This window comes from Acidovorax sp. Root275 (assembly GCF_001428965.1).
Lineage (GTDB): Bacteria > Pseudomonadota > Gammaproteobacteria > Burkholderiales > Burkholderiaceae_C > Acidovorax > Acidovorax radicis.
Window position 1 is genome coordinate 884106 of the sequence record NZ_LMJH01000008.1, and the last position, 22214, is coordinate 906319.

Annotated in this window: 19 protein-coding genes; 15 read left to right on the forward strand and 4 right to left on the reverse strand. The window is 62.5% G+C overall.

Annotation, left to right across the window (positions count from 1 at the left end):
* Positions 1 to 14: 14 nt before the first annotated feature.
* Genes nuoG through ASE52_RS14165 form a run of 10 tightly spaced genes read left to right on the forward strand, consistent with a single transcriptional unit; the run spans position 15 to position 10706 of the window.
* Complete coding sequence (gene nuoG, locus ASE52_RS14120; protein ID WP_057226907.1) at positions 15 to 2159, forward strand: NADH-quinone oxidoreductase subunit NuoG; 2145 nt, start codon at positions 15 to 17, stop codon at positions 2157 to 2159.
* Positions 2156 to 3238, forward strand: a complete 1083-nt coding sequence (gene nuoH / locus ASE52_RS14125) for an NADH-quinone oxidoreductase subunit NuoH (protein ID WP_010463941.1) — start codon at positions 2156 to 2158, stop codon at positions 3236 to 3238. The genes nuoG and nuoH overlap by 4 nt, the downstream gene beginning before the upstream one ends.
* Positions 3239 to 3250: 12 nt before the next feature.
* Positions 3251 to 3763 (forward strand): NADH-quinone oxidoreductase subunit NuoI, encoded by a 513-nt coding sequence (nuoI, locus tag ASE52_RS14130; RefSeq protein ID WP_010463942.1) that lies wholly within the window; start codon positions 3251 to 3253, stop codon positions 3761 to 3763.
* 50 nt (positions 3764 to 3813) lie between these two features.
* Positions 3814 to 4482 carry an NADH-quinone oxidoreductase subunit J gene (locus ASE52_RS14135; protein ID WP_010463943.1) on the forward strand — a complete coding sequence of 223 codons (669 nt, stop codon included), beginning with the start codon at positions 3814 to 3816 and terminating at the stop codon, positions 4480 to 4482.
* The gene (nuoK, locus tag ASE52_RS14140; RefSeq protein WP_005793248.1) at positions 4479 to 4787 is read left to right on the forward strand and encodes an NADH-quinone oxidoreductase subunit NuoK; all 309 of its coding nucleotides are present in this window, start codon (positions 4479 to 4481) and stop codon (positions 4785 to 4787) included. The genes ASE52_RS14135 and nuoK overlap by 4 nt, the downstream gene beginning before the upstream one ends.
* 31 nt (positions 4788 to 4818) lie before the next feature.
* Complete coding sequence (nuoL, locus tag ASE52_RS14145) at positions 4819 to 6867, forward strand: NADH-quinone oxidoreductase subunit L (RefSeq protein ID WP_029414080.1); 2049 nt, start codon at positions 4819 to 4821, stop codon at positions 6865 to 6867.
* Between the two features lie 12 nt (positions 6868 to 6879).
* Positions 6880 to 8355, forward strand: coding sequence for an NADH-quinone oxidoreductase subunit M (locus ASE52_RS14150; RefSeq protein ID WP_010463945.1), 1476 nt, complete (start codon positions 6880 to 6882; stop codon positions 8353 to 8355).
* A gap of 13 nt (positions 8356 to 8368) precedes the next feature.
* Positions 8369 to 9862, forward strand: a complete 1494-nt coding sequence (nuoN, locus tag ASE52_RS14155; RefSeq protein WP_057226909.1) for an NADH-quinone oxidoreductase subunit NuoN — start codon at positions 8369 to 8371, stop codon at positions 9860 to 9862.
* A gap of 25 nt (positions 9863 to 9887) precedes the next feature.
* Entirely contained in the window at positions 9888 to 10196 is a 309-nt protein-coding gene (locus tag ASE52_RS14160) for a DUF2818 family protein (RefSeq protein ID WP_029414081.1), read from the forward strand.
* 24 nt (positions 10197 to 10220) lie between these two features.
* Entirely contained in the window at positions 10221 to 10706 is a 486-nt protein-coding gene (locus ASE52_RS14165) for a DUF1178 family protein (RefSeq protein WP_057226911.1), read from the forward strand.
* Positions 10707 to 10871: 165 nt separating this feature from the next.
* Here the strand turns inward: ASE52_RS14165 and ASE52_RS14170 are convergent, their stop codons facing one another.
* A complete protein-coding gene (locus ASE52_RS14170; protein ID WP_057227264.1) occupies positions 10872 to 12686 on the reverse strand; it encodes an ABC transporter transmembrane domain-containing protein in 1815 nt (604 codons plus the stop codon).
* 443 nt (positions 12687 to 13129) lie between these two features.
* Here ASE52_RS14170 and ASE52_RS14175 point away from each other — a divergent pair, with 443 nt between their 5' ends.
* The 5 genes from ASE52_RS14175 (at position 13130) to ASE52_RS14195 (ending at position 17896) form a co-directional block, all read left to right on the forward strand.
* On the forward strand, positions 13130 to 13900 hold the full coding sequence (locus ASE52_RS14175) for an ABC transporter ATP-binding protein (RefSeq protein WP_010463950.1): 771 nt from the start codon (positions 13130 to 13132) through the stop codon (positions 13898 to 13900).
* The gene (locus ASE52_RS14180) at positions 13900 to 14613 is read left to right on the forward strand and encodes an ABC transporter ATP-binding protein (protein WP_010463951.1); all 714 of its coding nucleotides are present in this window, start codon (positions 13900 to 13902) and stop codon (positions 14611 to 14613) included. Before ASE52_RS14175 ends, ASE52_RS14180 begins: the two co-directional genes overlap by 1 nt.
* 57 nt (positions 14614 to 14670) lie before the next feature.
* A complete protein-coding gene (locus ASE52_RS14185) occupies positions 14671 to 15867 on the forward strand; it encodes an ABC transporter substrate-binding protein (RefSeq protein ID WP_057226913.1) in 1197 nt (398 codons plus the stop codon).
* Positions 15868 to 15997: 130 nt separating this feature from the next.
* Entirely contained in the window at positions 15998 to 16882 is an 885-nt protein-coding gene (locus ASE52_RS14190; protein ID WP_010463953.1) for a branched-chain amino acid ABC transporter permease, read from the forward strand.
* Positions 16883 to 16894: 12 nt separating this feature from the next.
* Positions 16895 to 17896: a branched-chain amino acid ABC transporter permease gene (locus ASE52_RS14195; protein WP_057226915.1), complete on the forward strand. Its 1002-nt coding sequence runs from the start codon at positions 16895 to 16897 to the stop codon at positions 17894 to 17896.
* A 58-nt stretch (positions 17897 to 17954) separates the two neighbouring features.
* Here ASE52_RS14195 and ASE52_RS14200 read toward each other — a convergent pair whose 3' ends face one another.
* The 3 genes from ASE52_RS14200 to ASE52_RS14210 form a co-directional block, all read right to left on the reverse strand.
* Complete coding sequence (locus tag ASE52_RS14200) at positions 17955 to 19034, reverse strand: carotenoid 1,2-hydratase (protein WP_057227266.1); 1080 nt, start codon at positions 19032 to 19034, stop codon at positions 17955 to 17957.
* A gap of 113 nt (positions 19035 to 19147) precedes the next feature.
* Positions 19148 to 20212, reverse strand: a complete 1065-nt coding sequence (locus ASE52_RS14205; RefSeq protein ID WP_035198280.1) for a PLP-dependent cysteine synthase family protein — start codon at positions 20210 to 20212, stop codon at positions 19148 to 19150.
* 44 nt (positions 20213 to 20256) lie between these two features.
* On the reverse strand, positions 20257 to 21327 hold the full coding sequence (locus ASE52_RS14210) for a glycosyltransferase (protein WP_057226917.1): 1071 nt from the start codon (positions 21325 to 21327) through the stop codon (positions 20257 to 20259).
* Between the last annotated feature and the right edge of the window lie 887 nt (positions 21328 to 22214).

Below are 22214 nucleotides of genomic sequence, written 5' to 3' on the forward strand. Positions count from 1 at the left end.
TCGCGAGAAGACATATGGTTGAAATTGAACTGGACGGTCAGAAAGTGGAAGTCGCCGAAGGCTGCATGGTGATGCATGCAGCCGAGAAGGCGGGCACCTACATTCCACATTTCTGCTACCACAAGAAGCTTTCGATTGCCGCCAACTGCCGCATGTGCCTGGTGGATGTGGAAAAGGCACCCAAGCCCATGCCCGCCTGCGCCACGCCGGTGACGCAGGGCATGATCGTGCGCACCAAGAGCGACAAGGCCATCAAGGCCCAGCAGTCGGTCATGGAATTTTTGCTGATCAATCACCCGTTGGACTGCCCCATCTGTGACCAGGGTGGCGAGTGCCAGCTGCAGGATCTGGCCGTCGGCTATGGCGGATCTTCCTCGCGCTATGAGGAAGAAAAGCGCGTGGTGCCCGTCAAGGATGTGGGGCCGCTGATTTCCATGCAGGAAATGAGTCGCTGCATTCACTGCACCCGCTGCGTGCGCTTTGGCCAGGAGGTGGCTGGGGTGATGGAGTTGGGCATGATCCATCGCGGCGAGCATTCCGAAATCACCACGGTGACTGGTGATACGGTAGATTCAGAGCTTTCGGGCAACATGATCGACATCTGCCCCGTGGGTGCCTTGACCAGCAAGCCGTTCCGCTACAGCGCCCGCACCTGGGAGCTGTCGCGCCGCCGCTCGGTCAGCCCGCACGACTCCACCGGCGCCAACCTGATCGTTCAGGTCAAGAACCACAAGGTCATGCGTGTCGTGCCGCTGGAGAACGAAGCCGTCAACGAATGCTGGATCGCCGACCGTGACCGTTTCTCCTACGAATCGCTCAACAGCGACGAGCGCCTGACCCAGCCCATGCTCAAGCAGGGCGGGGTGTGGAAGGAAGTCGACTGGCAGACTGCGCTCGAGTACGTGGCCAATGGCCTCAAGAACATCAAGAACGACCACGGTGCCAAGAGCATCGGCGCTCTGGTGAGCCCGCACAGCACGGTCGAAGAGCTGTACCTGGCCAGTGCGCTGGTGCGCGGCATTGGCAGCGACAACATCGACTACCGCCTGCGCAATGCCGAGTTCGCTGCACCCGAAGGCATCCGTTGGCTCGGTACGTCCATCGCTTCCCTGTCCACGCTGCAACGCGTGCTGGTGGTAGGCTCCAACCTGCGCAAGGACCATCCGCTGTTCGCGCAGCGCATCCGACAGGCTGCCCGCCATGGCTGCCAGGTCACGGCTGTGGGCTCTGTGGCCCACGACTGGGCCATGCCTGTGTCGTCGTTCGTTGCGCAAAGCGCCAGCGAATGGGTGCAGACACTCGGCGGCATCGCCTCTGCAGTGGCACAGGAAAAGGGCGTGACCGCTCCTCAGGGCGCTGGAGCCCACGACGACGCCACCCAGGCCATCGCCCGCGCGCTGCTCGGCGGTGAGCGCAAAGCCGTGCTGCTGGGCAACGCCGCAGCGCACCATGCGCAGGCCACGCAATTGCTGTCGTTGGCCAACTGGATCGGCGAGCACACGGGTGCCTCGGTGGGCTACCTTACGGAAGCCGCCAACACGGTGGGCGCGCAGTTTGCGGGTGCTCATCCTGTGAACGGTGGATTGAATGCGGGTCAGATGCTCTCGGGTGGACTGAAGGCGGCTGTGCTGCTCAACACCGAGCCGGTCCATGACTCGGCGGCAGGTGCCAACGCTGCTGCTGCGCTGTCTGGTGCAGAGATGGTGGTGACCTTGAGCCCCTTCAAGGCCAACCTGGAGTTCAGTGACGTTCTGTTGCCAATTGCTCCCTTCACCGAAACCTCCGGCAGCTTCATCAACGCCGAAGGCCGCCTGCAGAGCTTCCATGCGGTGGTGCGCCCTCTGGGCGATACCCGCCCTGCGTGGAAGGTCCTGCGCGTGCTGGCCAACCTGCTGGGTGTGTCCGGTTTCGACTTCGAGACCTCGCAAGACGTGCTGGCACGCGCCACCAACGCCGCGGCCGGTACCGTCACGCACGTGCCTGCTGAACAGCTGTCGAACCTGGTGACTGCGGTGCCTGCTGCGGCCGCAGCAGCCACGGAAACCGCGGGCGAGCCTGTGGTCGCTTCCATCTATCAACTCGACGGCCTCGTGCGCCGTTCCACGTCTCTGCAGCTCACCGCCGATGCGCGCACGGCACGTGAAGGAGTCGCCGCATGATCGACGCGATCTACAACGCGGGCCTGAACCTGCTTTCCTTTGGCTGGTGGACCGGCGTTGTCTGGCCCGTGCTCTGGATTTTGATCAAGATCGTCTGCATTTTGGCTCCTCTGATGGGTGCAGTGGCCTACCTCACGCTGTGGGAGCGCAAGCTGCTCGGCTTCATGCAGGTGCGCCATGGTCCCAACCGGGTTGGTCCACTCGGCTTGCTGCAACCGATTGCAGACGCTCTGAAGCTGCTGACCAAGGAAATCATCCAGCCTACGGCGGCCAGCAAGGGTCTGTTTGTATTGGGTCCCATCATGGCGATCATGCCGGCGCTTGCCGCATGGGTCGCGATCCCCTTCGGTCCCGATGTCGCGCTGGCCAACGTCAATGCCGGTTTGCTCTTGGTGATGGCGATTACCTCCATCGAAGTCTATGGCGTGATCATCGCCGGCTGGGCATCGAACTCCAAGTACGCCTTTTTGGGCGCACTGCGCGCCTCGGCGCAGATGGTGAGCTACGAAATCGCCATGGGCTTCTGCTTCCTGGTGGTGATCATGGTCTCGGGCAGCATGAACCTGACCGAAATCGTGATGTCCCAGTCCCGCGGCATGGCCGCAGACAAGGGCCTGGTATTCCTGTCCTGGAACTGGCTGCCGCTGCTGCCCATCTTTCTGGTGTACCTGATCTCCGGCGTGGCTGAAACCAACCGCCACCCCTTCGACGTGGTTGAGGGTGAAGCCGAAATCGTGGCCGGCCACATGGTCGAGTACTCGGGCATGGGTTTCGCCGTGTTTTTCCTGGCCGAATACGCCAGCATGTGGCTGGTGTCCATCCTGGCGGCGCTGATGTTCCTGGGCGGCTGGCTGTCGCCCATTGACAGCGTGCTGTTCAACTGGGTGCCAGGCTGGATCTGGCTGGGTATCAAGACTTTCGTCGTGGTGTCCATGTTCATCTGGATCCGCGCCACCTTCCCGCGCTTTCGCTATGACCAGATCATGCGTCTGGGCTGGAAGATCTTCATTCCGGTCACCCTGGTGTGGCTGCTCATCGTCGGCGGGTGGTTGCTCTCGCCGTGGAACATCTGGAAATAAGCGGGGACACACATGACTGCTGTTGCTGCTGCTGCACCTTTCTCGTTCAAGGATTTCTTCAAGAGCTTCATGCTCGTGGAGCTGCTCAAGGGCATGGCCCTGACGGGCCGCTACGCCTTTCGCCGCAAGGTGACCGTGCAGTTTCCCGAAGAGAAGACACCCTTGTCGCCGCGCTTTCGCGGCCTGCATGCCCTGCGCCGTTACGACAATGGTGAAGAGCGCTGCATCGCCTGCAAGCTGTGCGAGGCGGTTTGCCCCGCCATGGCGATCACGATTGAATCGGACGTGCGTGCCGATGGCTCCCGCCGCACCACGCGCTATGACATTGATCTGACCAAGTGCATCTTTTGCGGTTTCTGCGAGGAAAGCTGCCCGGTGGATTCCATCGTGGAGACACACATCTTTGAGTACCACGGCGAGAAGCGTGGCGATCTGTATTTCACGAAGGACATGCTCCTGGCCGTGGGTGACCGGTACGAAGGTGAAATCGCGGCAGCCAAGGCTGCAGATGCCAAGTACCGCTGAGCGGTGCCTGGTTCAGCCTCTTTGCCAGACTTTCTATAAAGACCCGATTCATGGACGCCAAGACTGGTTTCTTCTATCTCTTCTCGGTGGTGCTGCTGTTTGCAGCCTTCCGGGTCATCACCGCGCGCAATCCTGTGCATGCCGTGCTCTATCTCATCCTCGCGTTCTCACAGGCGGCCGCAGTTTGGTTGTTGCTCAAAGCCGAGTTTCTGGCTATTGCCCTTGTATTGGTGTACTTGGGCGCAGTGATGGTGCTCTTCCTGTTCGTCGTGATGATGTTGGACATCCACATCGATACGGTGCGCAAGGGTTTCTGGAAGCACTTTCCCCTCGCTGCTACTGTGGGTGCCTTGATTGCGCTGGAAATGGCCGCTGTGCTGATGGGCGGTTTCCGTGGCATGGACGAGCCAAAGGCCGTCGCTACGGCAGTGGATGCTGCAGGTCACGTGGTGCAGTACTCAAACACCAAGGCACTGGGCAAGCTGCTCTACACCGAATATCTCTATCCGGTGGAAATCGCAGCCGTGATCCTGCTGGTGGCCATGATCGCTGCCATCGCTCTGACTCTGCGCCAGCGCAAGGATAGCAAGGCCATCAATCCTTCCTTGCAGATCCGTGTGCGCGCTGCGGACCGTCTGGAAGTGGTGAAAGTTGCCGCGACCCAGAAGGCGGCGGACGAAGCACCTACTGAGACCGCTGCCGAGGAGAAAAAAGCATGACGCTGACTTTGGGCCATTTCCTCTCGCTGGGCGCGATGCTGTTCGCGCTGGCCGTGATCGGCATTTTCCTGAACCGCAAAAACCTGATTGTGCTGCTGATGGCGATCGAGTTGATGCTGCTGGCGGTCAACATGAACTTCGTGGCGTTCTCGCACTACCTGGGCGACATGCATGGCCAAGTGTTCGTGTTCTTCATCCTGACAGTGGCAGCTGCCGAGTCGGCCATCGGTCTGGCCATTCTGGTGCTCCTGTTCCGCAACAAGTCCAGCATCAACGCGGAAGACCTCAACACCCTCAAGGGTTGATGGGTCGCCAGCATTCCCAAGGTTCTCAAGAATGAGTCAAACCCTCTCTGCTTCAACGCTCCTGGCCGTGCCGCTGGCACCGCTGGCGGGCGCATTGCTGGCCGGTATTTTCGGCACGACCTTCGGTGGTAACTGGATCGGTCGACGACTTTCCCACACCCTCACCATCCTGGGCGTGCTGGTCGCGTTCGTGCTGTCTGCGATGACGCTCAAGAGCGTGGCGCTGGACGGTGCCCGCTTCAACGAGACGCTCTACACCTGGATGGTGGTGGGCGGCCTCAAGATGGAGGTCGGTTTCCTGATCGACAGCCTCACCGCCATGATGATGGTGGTCGTGACCTTCGTGTCGCTGATGGTGCACATCTACACCATCGGCTACATGGAGGAAGACGACGGCTACAACCGTTTCTTTGCCTACATCTCCCTGTTCACGTTCTCCATGCTCATGCTCGTCATGAGCAACAACCTGCTGCAGCTGTTCTTCGGCTGGGAAGCCGTGGGCCTGGTGTCCTACCTGCTGATCGGCTTCTGGTTCAACAAGCCGACGGCGATCTTCGCCAACATGAAGGCGTTCCTGGTCAACCGCGTGGGCGACTTCGGCTTCATCCTGGGCATCGGCCTGATCGCGGCCTACACCGGCACGCTCAACTACAGCGAGATCTTCGCCAAGGCTGGCGAACTGGGCGGTCTGCCGTTCCCGGGCACCGACTGGATGCTGATCACCGTCATCTGCATCTGCCTGTTCATCGGCGCGATGGGCAAGTCCGCGCAGTTCCCGCTGCACGTGTGGCTGCCTGACTCGATGGAAGGCCCGACCCCGATCTCGGCGCTGATTCACGCGGCCACCATGGTGACGGCCGGCATCTTCATGGTGTCGCGCATGTCGCCGTTGTTCGAGCTGTCGGACACCGCGCTCAATTTCATCCTGATCATCGGTTCCATCACGGCGCTGTTCATGGGCTTCCTGGGCATCATCCAGAACGACATCAAGCGTGTGGTGGCTTATTCCACTCTCTCGCAGCTTGGCTACATGACCGTGGCCTTGGGGGCATCGGCCTACTCGGTGGCCGTGTTCCACCTGATGACCCACGCGTTCTTCAAGGCGCTGCTGTTCCTGGGGGCAGGTTCGGTCATCATGGGTATGCACCACAACCAGGACATCCGCTGGATGGGGGGCGTGCGCAAGTACATGCCCATCACCTGGATCACGTCGCTGCTGGGTTCGCTCGCACTGATCGGCACGCCCCTGTTCGCGGGTTTCTACTCCAAGGACAGCATCATCGAGGCGGTGCATTTCAGCCACCTGCCCGCAGCCGGTTTTGCACACTTTGCCGTGCTCGCAGGCGTGTTCATTACGGCGTTCTACTCGTTCCGCATGTACTTCCTGGTCTTCCACGGCAAGGAACGGTTCGACCAGAACCCCGACGCACACCATGATGCGCACCATGACGACCATGGCCACGGCCATGACGATCACCATGAGCCGCACGAGTCTCCATGGGTGGTAACGGTGCCCCTGGTGCTGCTGGCCATTCCATCGGTGGTAGTGGGTTTCATGTTCATCCAGCCCATGCTGTTCGGCGACTTTTTCAAGGGCGTGATCTTTGTCGATGCGGTCAAACACCCTGCGATGGCCAAGCTGGCGGAGATCTTCCACGGCCCGGTGGCGATGGCCCTGCACGGGCTTCAGACCGCGCCGTTCTGGCTGGCAGCGGCTGGCGTGGCCCTGTCGTACTACATGTACATGGTGAACCCGGCCTTGCCTGCTGCGATCAAGCGCACCTGCATGCCGATCTACACGCTGTTCGAAAACAAGTACTACCTCGACTGGATCAACGAGAACATCCTGGCCCGTGGTGCACGCGCTCTGGGGGTTGGCCTGTGGAAGGTTGGCGACCAAGCCATCATCGACGGCGCTCTCGTGAATGGGTCATGGAAGGCGGTACGAGGGGTTTCCGGCATCGTGCGCTGGATGCAGTCGGGCTTTATCTTCCACTACGCGCTGGTGATGATCCTGGGTGTCTTCGCACTGATGACCTGGTTTGTCTGGGGCGACGCTCTCTTGCAGCTCATCAAATAAGGAAAACAACAAATGGGTCTGTTGAGTCTTGCAATCTGGACACCGATTGCCTTCGGTGTGCTGCTGCTGGCCATTGGGCGGGATGAGCATGCCCGCGCGGTGCGCTGGCTGGCGTTGGTGGGGGCTGTGATTGGCTTCCTGGTGACACTGCCCCTGTACGACGGCTTCCAGTTGGGCACGGCGGCGATGCAGTTTGTCGAGAAGGCTGCCTGGATCGAGCGTTTCAATGTCCATTACCACCTGGGTGTGGACGGCATCTCGTTCTGGTTCGTGCCGCTGACGGCGTTCATCACGGTCATCGTGGTTGTGGCTTCGTGGGAGTCCATCACCGAGCGCGTCAACCAGTACATGGGGGCGTTCCTGATCCTGTCGGGCCTCATGGTTGGCGTGTTCACGGCGTTGGACGGCATGCTGTTCTACGTGTTCTTCGAAGCCACGCTGATTCCGATGTACCTGATCATCGGTATCTGGGGCGGTCCCAACAAGATCTACGCGGCGTTCAAGTTCTTCCTGTACACGCTGCTCGGCTCGCTGCTCATGCTGATCGCGCTGATTTTCTTGTACAACCAGTCGGGCGGCAGCTTTGACATTGCCACGTGGCACCAGTTGCCTCTGAGCCGCACGGCGCAGACTCTGTTGTTCTTTGCCTTCTTTGCGGCTTTTGCCGTGAAGGTGCCCATGTGGCCGGTGCACACCTGGCTGCCCGACGTGCACGTGGAGGCGCCCACTGGCGGCTCCGCCGTGCTGGCGGCCATCATGCTGAAGCTCGGCGCCTACGGCTTCCTGCGCTTCTCGATGCCTATCGCCCCCGACGCCTCGCGCGAATGGGCTTGGCTGATGATCGCGCTGTCGCTGATCGCCGTGATCTACGTGGGCCTCGTGGCCATGGTCCAGAAGGACATGAAAAAGCTGGTGGCGTACTCGTCCGTGGCGCACATGGGCTTTGTGACCCTGGGTTTCTTCATCTTCAACGACCTGGGCGTCTCCGGCGGCCTGGTGCAGATGATTGCCCACGGCTTCGTCTCGGGTGCGATGTTCCTTTCCATCGGCGTGCTCTACGACCGCGTGCACTCCCGCGAGATCGCTGCCTATGGTGGCGTGGTCAACACCATGCCCAACTTCACGGCGTTTGCACTGCTGTTTGCGATGGCCAATTGCGGCCTGCCGGGCACTGCCGGTTTTGTGGGCGAGTGGATGGTGATCCTTGGCGCCGTCAAGGCCAACTTCTGGATCGGACTGGCTGCCGCCACCGCGCTGATCTTTGGGGCCGCCTACACGCTGTGGATGTTCAAGCGCGTGTACCTGGGGCCTGTGGGCAATGACAACGTCAAGGGCCTGACGGACATCGACAGCCGTGAATTCCTGGTGCTCGCCCTGCTGGGCATCGCCGTGCTGGCCATGGGCCTGTATCCCCGTCCGTTCACGGACGTGATGGACACCTCGGTGGCGGAGCTGCTTAAGCACGTTGCGCTGTCCAAGCTGAACTAAGAGATTCAAGAAGATGATTGACAACATCAGCTGGCTCGCGATTTACCCCGAAATCGTGCTGTTGACCATGGCCTGCGTGATTGCGCTGGTCGATCTGGGCGTGCACAGCGCCCGCCGCACTGCTACCTACATACTGACCCTGCTGACGCTGGCCGTGGTGGCAGGTCTGCAGGCGATGTATGCCAGCAGTGGCAATACCTTCTACGGTTTTGGCAACATGGTGGTCAGCGACGCCATGGGCAACTGGCTCAAGTGTTTTGCCACCGTGGCCATGATGATCACGTTGGTTTACGGGCGCCCCTATGCGGCGGATCGCGGCATGCTGCGCGGTGGTGAAATGTTCACGCTTTCGATGTTCGCGCTGCTGGGCATGTTCATCATGATCTCGGGCAACAACTTTCTCGTGATCTATCTGGGCCTGGAGCTGCTGACGCTGTCAAGCTACGCGCTCGTGGCCCTGCGCCGCGACAACGCCACGGCCACCGAAGCGGCCATGAAGTATTTCGTGCTCGGCGCCATGGCTAGCGGTTTCCTGCTGTACGGCCTGTCCATGATCTATGGCGCCACAGGCTCGCTCGATATCGGCCAGGTGTTCAAGGCGGTCAATTCGGGCCAGATCCGCCATCAGGTGCTGGTGTTCGGCCTCGTCTTCGTGGTGGCTGGCCTGGCTTTCAAGCTGGGTGTGGTGCCTTTCCACATGTGGATCCCCGACGTGTACCAGGGCGCTCCCACGGCGGTCACGCTCATGATCGGTGGCGCGCCCAAGCTGGCAGCATTTGCCATCACCATCCGCCTGCTGGTGGACGGCTTGCTGCCCCTCGCGATCGACTGGCAACAGATGCTGGCGGTGCTGGCCATTGGTTCGCTGCTCGTGGGCAACCTTGCGGCCATTGCGCAGACCAATCTGAAGCGCATGCTGGCGTACTCCACGATTTCACAGATGGGCTTTGTGCTGCTGGGCCTGATGTCGGGTGTGGTGAATGGCAATGTGGATGCCACCGCTGTGGAGAATGCCTACAGCGCCTCGATGTTCTACGTGGTGACCTATGTGCTCACCACCCTGGCGGCCTTCGGCGTGATTTTGCTGCTGGCCCGTGAAGGCTTCGAGAGCGAAGAGATTTCAGACTTTGCCGGCCTCAACCAGCGCAGCCCGCTCTACGCTGGCGTGATGGCCGTGTGCCTGTTCTCCATGGCTGGTATTCCTCCGCTGGTGGGTTTCTACGCCAAGCTGGCCGTGCTGCAGGCGTTGGTGGCCTCAGGCCAGAGCCTTTACATCGCGATGGCGGTGTTCGCAGTGATCATGTCGTTGATTGGCGCGTTCTACTACCTGCGGGTCGTCAAGGTCATGTACTTCGATGCACCGCTGACGGCTTCGAGCGTCTCCGCACCAGTGGATGTGCGTGTCGTGCTGACCCTCAATGGCGCGCTCCTTCTGGTGCTGGGCCTTTTGCCCGGTGGCCTGATGGCCCTCTGCGCTGACGCTGTTGTGCGTGCGTTGGCAACCTGAGCCTTATCCGCTTTCTGCTGCTCCTGTGTCGCTTACCGGGTCCGTCTGGCTGGTCATTGTGGCAGCCTTCATCGCTGCCAACCTGCCATTTGTAAACCACCGCTGGTTAGCGGTGGGGCCTGTGGCTGCGGCCCCGCGCAAGCCGCTGGTGGGCCGTCTTGCCGAGCTCATCCTGCTGTACTTTCTGGTGGGTGGCCTGGCGCTGCTGCTGGAGCGTAGGGCCGGGCAGATTGCGCCGCAAGGCTGGGAGTTCTATGCGATCACCGGGACGCTGTTTCTCACGCTGGCCTTTCCGGGTTTTGTCTATCGTTACCTGCTGCGCCGCCACGGTTGATGGCCTGCGCATCTTGGTATTGCCATGAAGGTCCTTGATCTCCAATGCCAGCTGGGCCATGTCTTTGAAGGCTGGTTCGCGTCGGAAGACGACTTTCAGAGCCAGAAGCAGCGCGGTTTGGTGCAATGTCCGCTGTGTGCCGACGATCACATTGAAAAGCGCTTGAGCGCCCCCCGTTTGAACCTGGGTGCGCGCGCGCCGTCTTCCGCATCGGTTGAGCCCGGGCCGTCAGCTTCATCCGATGGCGGCACCCTTCAGGTCGGAACCTCTCCGGCCCTTTCCCCTGTGCTGCAGGCCGCCTGGCTGGAGCTGGCCCGCAAGATCGTGGCAAATACCGAGGATGTGGGCGCGCATTTTGCGCAGGAGGCGCGGCGCATGCACCACGGCGAAGTTCAGGAGCGCGCGATTCGAGGACAGGCCACTCCGGGCGAAGCGATGGAGTTGCTGGAGGAGGGCATCGCCGTCATGCCCTTGCCGCTGCCCGCCGCCGCCAAGGAAACCCTCCAGTAGCTGTCCGGCCTTTGGTACCACCAAAAATATCAGTCTTTTTGCTGCCTGGCGCTTGTCTGGTAAATAGTTGTTGCTATCAATTTAATATCAATTGACTTGCGCCGAATGTAGTGCGGACCAAAGTCCCTTGAAGCCCCTGGCGATGGCAATGCCGCTTGTGGGAACCTACACCGTGAACTGCAGGGCCGCCAAGCGGGCGTAGACGCCGCCTTGCGCCAGCAGGGCCGTGTGGGTGCCTTGCTCCACGATGCGCCCATGTTCCAGCACCACAATGCGGTCCGCGTTCTGCACAGTGGCCAGCCGGTGGGCAATGACCAGCGTGGTGCGGCGTCCCGTATGGCGTTGCATGGCGGTGTCCAGCGCCGCCTGCACCATGCGTTCGCTTTCGGCGTCCAGCGCACTCGTGGCTTCGTCCAGCAGCAGCAGGGGCGGGTTTTTGAGCATCGCCCGGGCGATGGCAATGCGCTGGCGCTGGCCACCGGACAGCCGCACACCCCGTTCTCCCAGGAAAGTGCCATAGCCCTCGGGCAGTGCCATGAGGAAGTCGTGCGCAAATGCAGCGCGTGTGGCCGCCATGACTTCTTCGTCCGTGGCCTGAGGGCGCCCGTATCGGATGTTGTCCATGGCCGAGGCGGAGAAGATCACGGCGTCCTGCTGCACGGTGCCCGTGTGCGAGCGCAGGGTTTCCAGCCGCAGTTGGCGGATGTCCACACCGTTGAGGCGGATGGCACCCTGGTCCCGACCGTCCGCACCGGTGTCTACGTCGTAGAAGCGTTGCAGCAGCTGGAACACGGTGGTCTTGCCGGCACCGCTGGCGCCCACCAGCGCCACGGTTTCGCCCGGTGCCAGGCGCAGTGAAAAGTCCTGCAGGGCGGGCTGGTCAGGGCGGGAGGGATAGTGAAACAGAACGTTTTCAAATTCCACCTCCAGGCCCCGGTCAGACAGAGGCAGGTCTTGCGGCAGGGCCGGGTCCGCCACGGGCGATCGGCTCGCCAGCAACTCCATCAGCCGCTCCGTGGCGCCTGCTGCGCGCAGCAGGTCGCCATAGACCTCGCCCAGCACGGCCACGGCACCGGCCAGCAGGATCACGTACACCACCGTCTGCCCCAGATGTCCGGCGGTCATCTTGCCCGCAAGCACCGCCTCCGTACCCCGGTACAGCCCCCAGAGCAGCAGTGCAGCGTTCGCGATGATGATGAAGGCCACCAGCAGAGCGCGAGCCCGGGAGCGCTTGACGGCGACCAGGAACGCGTTCTCGGTGGCATGCATGAAGCGGCTGGTCTCGCGGGTTTCGGCGGTGTAGCTTTGCACCACCGGCACGGCGTTGAGCACCTCGGCTGCGATGGCGCTCGAATCGGCAACCCGGTCCTGGCTGTCGCGCGACAGGCGGCGTACGCGCCGTCCGATCCACATGGTCGGCAGCACCACCAGCACCACGGCCACCAGCACGATCGACATCACGTAGGGGTTAGTCCACACCAGCACTGCCAGCGCACCCGCGCCCATGACGGCATTGCGCAGTCCCATCGACAGGGATGAGCCCACCACGGTCTGTACCAGCGTGGTGTCGGCGGTCAGGCGTGACAGCACTTCGCCGGTCTGGGTGGTTTCAAAGAACTGTGGGCTTTGCTGCAGCACATGGCCGTACACAGCATTGCGCAAGTCGGCGGTCACCCGTTCGCCCAGCCAGCTCACCATGTAAAAACGCGCGGCGGAGAACACCCCGAGTGCCACCGCCACTGCGAACAGCGCCTCGAAGTGATTGCGCAGTGCCATGGTCTGCGCGCCCTTGTCGGCGTTCACCAGGCCACCATCCACCAGGTTGCGCAGGGCGAGGGGAAACGCCAGGGTGGCGAGGGCCGCGAGCACCAGGAACACTACCGACAAGGCGATGCGCGTGCGGTACGGTCGCAGAAAAGGTAGCAGCCCGGTCAGGGAGCGGGGGGCGCCGCGCGTGGGTTGGGTGGGGGGAGAAGCCATGGGGGCAGTGTAGAGGTGCACCCGTGTGCAGGCCCAAGGCATGGGAATCGGCCCCCGTCCGGCAGGTGTTTTCCGACGGTGGTTTCGCAGGTCCTGCGCAAGGGGGCACCAAATGGTGCAACCGGCAGGGCGGGTGTCAGAAAAAAGTCAGTGTTTTGCCCGTCGCGGTGGCGTGTGTCTACGGGCAAATCGCAGACTGCGTCGCGCAGGTGCAGCCGGACAAAGCCATGGGGGACGGGCGATGCAGTGGCTGTGCATGGCTGGCTGGGGCGCGCAGGCATGCCTCGCCGTATCGGGAGCGTAGGCGTTTATACATAGGCATTAGTCCCAGTATCTACTGCAGGGTAGGGGGGCATACGATGCACTGCGATCCCAACGCACGCACGAAGACCTTGTCGGCCAAGGCTTTTTTCCTCAGCACCCAACGGAGCGACCCAGGCGCAATGAGCGACGTCATTCTTGAAACCCACAGCCTGACCAAAGAGTTCAAGGGCTTCACTGCCGTCAGCGATGTGAACCTGGCGGTCCGCCGGGGCTCCATCCATGCGCTGATTGGTCCCAACGGCGCAGGCAAGACCACGTGCTTCAACCTGCTGACCAAGTTTCTCACGCCCACCTCGGGCACCATTCGTTTCAACGGGCACGACATCACGCGCGAGCAGCCTGCGCAGATCGCCCGCCGTGGCGTGATCCGCTCGTTCCAGATCTCGGCGGTGTTCCCCCACCTCACGCTGATGGAGAACGTGCGCCTGGGCCTGCAGCGCAAGCTTGGCACCTCATTTCACTTCTGGCGCAGCGAGCGCACCCTGCGCCAGCTGGACGACCGTGCCATGCAGTTGCTGACCGAGGTCGGGCTTGCAGACCTGGCCGACGAAGTGACCGTGAATCTCCCCTACGGCCGCAAGCGCGCGCTGGAGATCGCCACCACGCTGTCCATGGAGCCCGAGCTGATGCTGCTCGATGAGCCCACGCAAGGCATGGGCCATGAAGACGTGGATCGCGTCACGCAACTGATCAAGAAGGTCTCTATCGGTCGCACCATTTTGATGGTCGAGCACAACATGAAAGTTGTCTCGACCATTGCAGACCGCATTACCGTGCTGCAGCGTGGCGCCGTGCTGGCCGAAGGGCCCTACGAAGAAGTCTCGAACAACCCGCAAGTGATGGAAGCCTACATGGGCACCACCGACGGTCAACTCCAGGGAGCGCATTGATGGCTGCCGCTCCCGCCCTCGAAATCAAGAACCTCGAAGCCTGGTACGGTGAATCGCACGTGCTGCATGGCGTGAACATCGTCGTGCAGCCCGGCGAGGTGGTCACGCTGCTCGGTCGCAATGGTGCCGGCCGCACCACCACCATGCGCGCCATCATGGGTCTGACCGGTGCACGCAAGGGGTCGGTCAAGATCCACGGCGTGGAAACGGTGAACATGCCCACCCACCGCATCGCGCACTTGGGGGTGGGCTACTGCCCGGAAGAGCGCGGCATCTTCTCCAGCCTTTCTTGCGAAGAAAACCTGCTCCTGCCCCCGGCACTGAAGACCGGCACGCCCGGCATGTCGGTGCAGGAGATCTACGCCATGTTCCCGAACCTGGCCGAACGCAAGAACAGCCAGGGCACACGCCTTTCTGGGGGCGAGCAGCAGATGCTGGCCGTGGCCCGCATTCTGCGCACTGGCGCCAAGCTGCTATTGCTCGACGAGATTTCCGAAGGCCTGGCGCCCGTCATCGTGCAGGCCCTGGCCCGCATGATCACCATGCTGCGCGAGAAGGGCTACACCGTGGTCATGGTCGAGCAGAACTTCCGCTTTGCCGCGCCGCTGGCAGACCGCTTCTATGTCATGGAGCATGGCCGCATCGTGGAGAAATTCGGTGCGTCGGAGCTGGAAGAAAAGATGCCCGTGCTCACCGAACTTCTGGGCGTTTGAACGCGCCCAGAAGTCTTGCTTCCCGTTTTCTTCAACCACACCCACAGGAGACAATCCATGAAGAACAAACTCAAAGTGCTGGCACTGATGCTGGGCGCCGCCGGCCTGGCCACCTCGGCCGCGCATGCGCAAGACAAGGTCAAGATCGGGTTCATTACCGACATGTCCAGCCTGTACGCCGATGTGGAGGGCAAGAACGGTGCGGTGGCCATCCAGATGGCGATTGACGATTTTGGCGGCAAGGTGCTGGGCATGCCCATCGAGTTGCTGACGGCTGACCACCAGAACAAGGCCGACATCGCAGCCTCCAAGGCCCGCGAGTGGATCGACACCCAGGGCCTGACCATGCTGTTTGGCGGCACCAACTCCGGCACAGCCCTCGCGTCGGCCAAGGTGGCTGCCGAGAAGAAGCGCGTGTACATCAACAACGGTGCTGCCAGCTCGGCGCTGACCAATGACCAGTGCACACCCTACACCGTGCACTATGCGTATGACACCGTGGCGTTGGCCAAGGGCACAGGTTCTGCCATTGTGGATACCGGCGGCAAGTCCTGGTACTTCCTCACGGCGGACTATGCGTTTGGTCATGCACTGGAAGCCGACACCAGCACGGTGGTCAAGGCCAAGGGAGGCACCGTGGTGGGCACCGTGCGCCATCCGCTCAATGCGTCCGACTTTTCATCCTTCCTGCTGCAGGCACAGAATTCCAAGGCACAGATCCTGGGCCTGGCCAATGCAGGGGGCGACACCATCAATGCCATCAAGGCCGCCAAGGAGTTCGGCATTGGCAAGAGCATGAAGCTCGCGGGCCTGCTGATCTTCATCAGCGACGTGCACAGCCTGGGCCTGCGCAATACCGAAGGCCTGCAGTTCACCACCAGCTGGTATTGGGATCTGAACGACGACACGCGCAAGTTTGCGGCGCGCTTCTTCGAAAAGACCAAGCGCATGCCCACCGAAATCCAGGCGGCTGACTACTCCGCCACGATGAACTACCTCAAGGCCGTGGAAGCAGCCAAGAGTGTGGACGCCGACAAGGTCATGACCACATGGCGTGGCATGAAGATGAACGACTTCTTTGCATCGGGCCAGTTGCGCGCCGATGGCCGCTATGTGCATGACATGTACCTGATGGAAGTGAAGAAGCCCGCCGAGTCCACCAAGCCCTGGGACTATTACAAGCTCGTCAAGAAGCTGCCCGGCGACTCGGTGTTCACCACCAAGGCCGAGAGCAAATGCGCGCTCTGGAAATAGCCCGCTGACAAGGTACCGGCAAGCCCCAGGGTCTATCCCCTGGGGCTTGCCGCAGCAGCCTGATGGCGTGTACCAGATGCCTTCTTCCCCCCTGACCTGACCCGATCACCACCACCTGCCGCTGCCTCCCATGGAAATCTTTGGTGTCTCATTGCCGGGCCTGCTGAGCCAGCTCCTTCTGGGGCTGGTCAATGGCTCGTTCTATGCCATTCTCAGCCTCGGACTTGCCGTGATCTTCGGCCTGCTCAACGTCATCAACTTTGCCCATGGGGCGCTGTTCATGACGGGGGCCCTGATGACCTGGATGGCCATGAACTACTTCGGCATCAACTACTGGTGGATGCTGGTGTTGGCTCCGCTGGTGGTGGGCTTGTTCGGGGTGTTGATCGAGCGCCTGTTGCTGCGCTGGATCTACAAGCTCGATCATCTTTATGGCCTGTTGCTCACACTGGGCCTCACGCTGCTGATTGAAGGCGTGTTCCGTTCCATCTACGGTGTATCGGGCCTGGGCTACGACACGCCAGAACTGCTGGAAGGTGCTACCAATCTCGGTTTCATGATCCTGCCCAACTACCGGGCCTGGGTGGTGGTGGCCTCGGTGGTGGTGTGTCTTGCCACCTGGTATGTGATTGAAAAAACCAAGCTCGGCGCCTACCTGCGCGCCGGCACTGAGAACCCCCGCCTGGTGGAAGCCTTCGGCATCAACGTGCCGGTGATGGTGACACTGACCTATGCCTTTGGCGCAGCGCTGGCGGCCTTTGCCGGTGTGCTCGCGGCCCCGGTCTACCAGGTCACGCCGCTGATGGGCCAGAACCTCATCATCGTGGTGTTTGCCGTGGTGGTGATTGGTGGCATGGGTTCCATCATGGGCTCCATCCTGACGGGATTGGGGCTGGGCGTCATCGAAGGCTTCACCAAGGTCTTCTATCCCGAAGCATCGTCCACCGTGGTGTTTGTCATCATGGTCATCGTTCTCCTCATCCGCCCCGCCGGCCTGTTCGGCAAAGAAAAATAAGGGGCCGCCAGCATGAATCTCAAGAACACTGCCTCCATCGGTTATGGGCTGCTGCTGCTGGCCCTGATTGCCGCGCCATTCCTTGGCGCCTATCCCATCTTTGTGATGAAGCTCATGTGCTTTGCACTGTTTGCTTCGGCGTTCAACCTGCTGTTGGGCTACACCGGCCTGCTGTCTTTCGGGCACGCTGCCTTCCTGGGGGGGGCGGCCTATGTGGCCGGGCATGTCATCAAGGTCTGGGGGCTCACGCCCGAAGTGGGACTGCTGCTGGGAACGCTGGGCGGAGCCTTGCTGGGCCTGCTGTTCGGCTGGCTGGCCATCCGTCGCCAGGGCATCTATTTTTCAATGATCACGCTCGCGCTGGCGCAGATGCTGTTCTTTGTCTGTCTGCAGGCGCCCTTCACCGGGGGTGAAGATGGCCTCCAAGGCGTGCCACGCGGCAAGCTCTTTGGCCTGATTGATCTGCAAAGCGATCTGGTCATGTACTACGTGGCGCTGGTCATCGTGGTGCTGGCATTCCTCGTCATCGTGCGCACCATCCATTCACCGTTTGGCCAGGTGCTCAAGGGCATCAAGGAAAACGAACCCCGTGCCATCTCGCTGGGCTATGACACCCACCGCTTCAAGCTGCTCGCCTTCGTGCTGTCGGCCGCGCTGGCGGGGCTGGCGGGTTCGCTCAAGACCCTGGTGCTGGGCTTTGCCACGCTGTCGGACGTGCACTGGACCGCCTCGGGCCAGGTCATCCTGATGACGTTGGTCGGGGGCCTGGGCACCCTATCGGGGCCGCTCATCGGCTCGGCCGTGGTGGTGCTGCTCGAAAACAAGATTGGCGAGTTCGGCAACCTGCTAGCCGCGCTGACGAGTGTGGAGTGGTTCAAGACGCTGGGTGAGTCAGTCACCATGGTCACGGGCCTGATCTTTGTGGTCTGCGTACTGGCTTTTCGCCGCGGCATCATGGGTGAGATCATCGCCTGGCTGGCACAGCGCCGTGCCGATGGCCCAGCCAAACACTGACGTTGTGGCCGCTTATACCGGGCGGCCTCAACCCCCCAATCAATAACCGCTGCAGCCTTTACAGGCGCAGCGGTTTTGCATATCCGGTCATCTCCAGGTAGCCCCGGCCTACGGGCTGCCCTGCGCTGTCCATCAAGTCGGACAGACCCTCCCAGTAGATCGCCCCGGTGGATCCACTGCTGTCCAGCTCCTGGTTGTCCAGCAAGGCGCGCACCTCAAAGGCGCCTGCGGGCGTCTGCACCCACCACTGCACCGGGTAGCGTGCCCCGCTCTGCGGGCTGGCCCAGATGCGTTGGGGCGTGAACACCACGGCCTGCGCGTCAAATACCTGCACCGGCTGGCCCGGTGTTCGCAACGAACCCCCGGCCCACAGGGCCGAGCCATCTGCACGGCGCAAGCGGAACGCCGTGAGCGCACTGCCATCGCGCAGGTTCATGCCGATCCAGTCCCAGCCCAGGGCTTCGGGGTGCAGCAGGGCCTCGCTCCATTCGTGGTCCATCCACGCGCGACCACTGCCGGGGCTCACGCCCATGCGCTTGCCCTCCACTGTCAGGGTGCCGGCCACGGTGAGTTGCGGTTGGCTGTAGTAATAGCTGGCCTGTGCAGCATCGGGCCCCTTGCGCGACAAGCCTTGCTGGCCCTGCAGCAGCACCGGTTGGGTGCTGTCGAATTGGAGGTCCATGCCGAATTCGCTGCCCGCAATCTGGGCGGTGTACCGGCTGAGCGGAAAGTCTGGCTTGCTGTGCGCCGTATTGCTCCGCGCGAGCGTCCAGTCCTGCAACCGTATGGAGGTGTCGGCCTCGCTGGCCTGCGCCACGCCAAAACCTGCGCGCGCGATGCGCTGGTCATGCAGCAGGCGCTGGCCTTGCACATCGGTGATGGCTGCGTGTGCGAACAGCAGTTGCTTGGCTGCAAACGCAGACTGCAGGTTTTGCGTGGCATCTACCCGCGAGCGAAAGAACGTGAGCTGAAATCCCCACGGCCTGCCCTGCGCCTGCACATGGCCCGTGATGTACCACCACTCGGTGCGCAGCTCCGAGTGGCTGCCATGGTCGCGCGGAAAGGTCAGTGCGCGTGCGGGCAGGGCACGGGCGGCCTGGGGCAGCAGCGTCAGTGCCATGCCGCCCAGGCCTCCCATGCCCAGTGGTACCTGCATGGCCAGCCACTGGCGGCGTGTGGCAAAGGTGCCCGCAGGCGAGGGCGCAGCAGGGACTGGTGGCGGGACGGGTGGCACGGGGCGCTTTGCGGGCGTCAGCCGATGAGGGCGTCGATTTTTTGCTGGGCTGCCGAGCAATCTCCGAAAGAGCGGTCCACCCACTCGGTATCGAAATACGTGGGCAGATACCGCTCCCCTGCATCGCACAGCAGCGACAGGATCGAGCCACGCTCGCCCCGCTCTCTCATCTCGCTGGCCAGCGTGAGCATGGCGACGAAGTTGGTGCCGGTAGACGGCCCCACGCGCCGCCCCAGCAGCTGCGACAGCGCACGCATTGCGGCGATGGATTCCACATCGGCCACATCCACCATGCGGTCCACCAGCGTGCGGATGAAGCTCGGTTCCACACGTGGGCGGCCGATGCCTTCGATGCGCGAGCCGGGCGCCGTCAGTGCGGCATCCCCCGTGCGGTGGTAGGCGCTGAACACCGAGCCTGCCGGGTCGGCCACACACACCTCGGTGGTGTGCCGCTGGTAGCGCACATAGCGGCCAATCGTGGCGCTGGTACCCCCCGTGCCCGCGCCCACCACGATCCAGCGCGGCACCGGGTGCGGCTCGCGCGCCATCTGCGTGAACATGCTCTCGGCGATGTTGTTGTTGCCGCGCCAGTCGGTGGCGCGCTCGGCATAGGTGAACTGGTCCATGTAGTGGCCGCCTGTCTCCGCCGCAATGGTGCGGGCGGCTTCGTACACCGCGCCCGCGCTGTCCACAAAGTGGCAGCGCCCGCCGTGGAACTCGATCTGCGCCACTTTCTCGGGCGAGGTGCTGCGCGGCATCACGGCCACAAAGGGCAGGCCGAGCAGGCGCGCAAAGTAGGCCTCGCTCACGGCGGTGGAGCCGCTGGATGACTCGACGATGGTCGAGCCCTCGTGCACCCAGCCATTGCACAGCGCATACAAAAAAAGTGACCGCGCCAGCCGGTGCTTGAGACTGCCCGTGGGGTGGGTGGATTCGTCCTTGAGGTACAGGTCAATGCCGTGCGTGGCAAAAACGGGCAGGCGCAGCGGGATCAGGTGGGTGTCCGCGCTGCGTTGGTAGTCCGCTTCGATGCGGGCGATGGCCTCGTGAAGCCAGGGGGAAGCGGGGAGCTGTTTCTGCATGGGCAGCATTGTCGCAGCCCGCCTAGCCTGTGCCGCAGGGGTGGTCAAAGGCCGTAGAACGCCTGGTTGGCCTCAATGCGCTGGGCCTGGGCTGCCGGGTAGTGGCGCTCGGCCAGCAGACGTTGCAGAGCGGCGCGACCCAGGTCACGGTGGGGGGTATAGAAGGCGCTCACGGCCAGCTCGTCCAGTGCACGCCAGGCGTACACCTGCGTGTCTACAAAAAGAATGTCGGGAGGCTGAGGTATCTGCGAAGCCTGCAGGGCAAACACGGTGGCCAGCGCATGTTCGGCACGTTCACGGTAGTAGCGGGCCAGTTCACACAGGGGCTCGGCCCGCTGGGGGCGGGCCGCGTAGGCGGCCAGATAGGCCTCGCGCACGGTGGCAACAGGGGCCTGGTTACGTTCGTGCAGCACGGCGATCTGGAACAGTGCATACCAGCGCTCTTCGTCCCAGCCTCCCATATCCACCCGGCGCTGGTACCACTGCAGGCTGGGCTCGATCTGCCCCGCATCGCGGCAGCTCTGGGCCAGGTAGAACACGTTGCGCGTGTTGGTGGGGTCGTCCCGCACGGCCTGCTCCAGCAAGGCCATGTCGCGCAGGTAGGTTTCCGGGTCGCGTGCACGGGCACCATCATGGGATACGTGGATGACAGGCCCCTGCAGCGTTTGCCAGGGGCCGTGCTGCTTGGCGGTCAGGTACTCGTGCAACACGCCCTCCCAACGCCAGCCGATGCGTGTGGCCACAAGGCTGTTGCGCTGGTACTCCCAGCCGTCCATGTGGCAGGTCAGGGTGTACCCGTCGGCCGAGAGCGCGGGCCAGGTAAAACCTGACGGCACCCGCAGTTGCTCATCGGCGTCAATGAAGAGCAGATAGCCGCCATAGGGGCGCGCTAGTTCCAGTGCTTCGTTGCGGTTGTGCGCAAAGTTCTTCCAGGGGCGCTCGAACAGCGTGCCGGGAACGCCTTGCATGAAATCGCGGACGATGTCTTGCGTGCCATCGGTGGAACCCGTGTCCACGATGACCCAGTGGTCTATGAAGGGCTTGACCGAGCCGAGGCACCGGGTGATGACCGGTGCCTCGTTCTTGACGATCATGTTGAGGACGACGCGAGGCATATGTCTTCAGCGAGGGATTTGGAGGCTGGGTGTGTATCCCCCCAGACGGCGTGCAGCCCCTTGCGTTCGGTCTGAACTCAGTCCCGTGGATGCGCCATTCTTGTACAGCGCAAGAGCGATGGAGGCCAACGCATCCTACTGGCAGATTGCATAAGCTTGCGCTGACAGTGCACCCCAAATTGAGTATTCACAGGTCCATTTGTCGGCCGCAGAGGGGTAGCCACCTCCAAAATAGCTGCCGTTGGCCCCTGCTGTTGCGCGGCAGCCCCCACTAACCACTGTTTTTCCTACTGAGCAAGTTGCGGTGACCGTGACCTGGTCACCTCCAGCTGGATCACCCATGCCGCCGAAAGTCCAGCTGTCGCTGTTGGAGACGGTGGCCAATGTCACTGTTCCAGCCCCTGTGGCGCCCGTGGCTCCGGTGGGGCCTATCGGGCCTTGAATCCCCTGGATACCTTGTGGCCCGGGTACCACGCTGTCTGCCCCGGTTGCACCGATGGGGCCCATAGCTCCTAGGGCCCCCGTGGCTCCTGCAGGTCCTGTCGCACCGGTCGCGCCAGTAGCCCCGGCCCCGGTAGCTCCAGTTGCACCGGTGGCGCCGGTGGAGCCGGTAGGTCCAGTAGCACCCGTCGTACCGGTAGTGCCTGCAGCGCCTGTGACCCCGGTAGGTCCAGTCGGGCCTAATGCTCCCGTGGGGCCTGTCGGTCCGGTTGCGCCGGTAGCTCCGGTGCCGATGCCCCCCGCGCAGGGCCCCAGGCGACCCGTGGGGCCATCAAAGCAGGTGAGATTGGTATTGGGCGTTGCACCGCTCAGGCCCGGGGCCCGCACTTCGCCGCTGTCCTGCACGCGAAAACGCTCCTGGGTGCCCGTGGAGTTCTTGATCACAA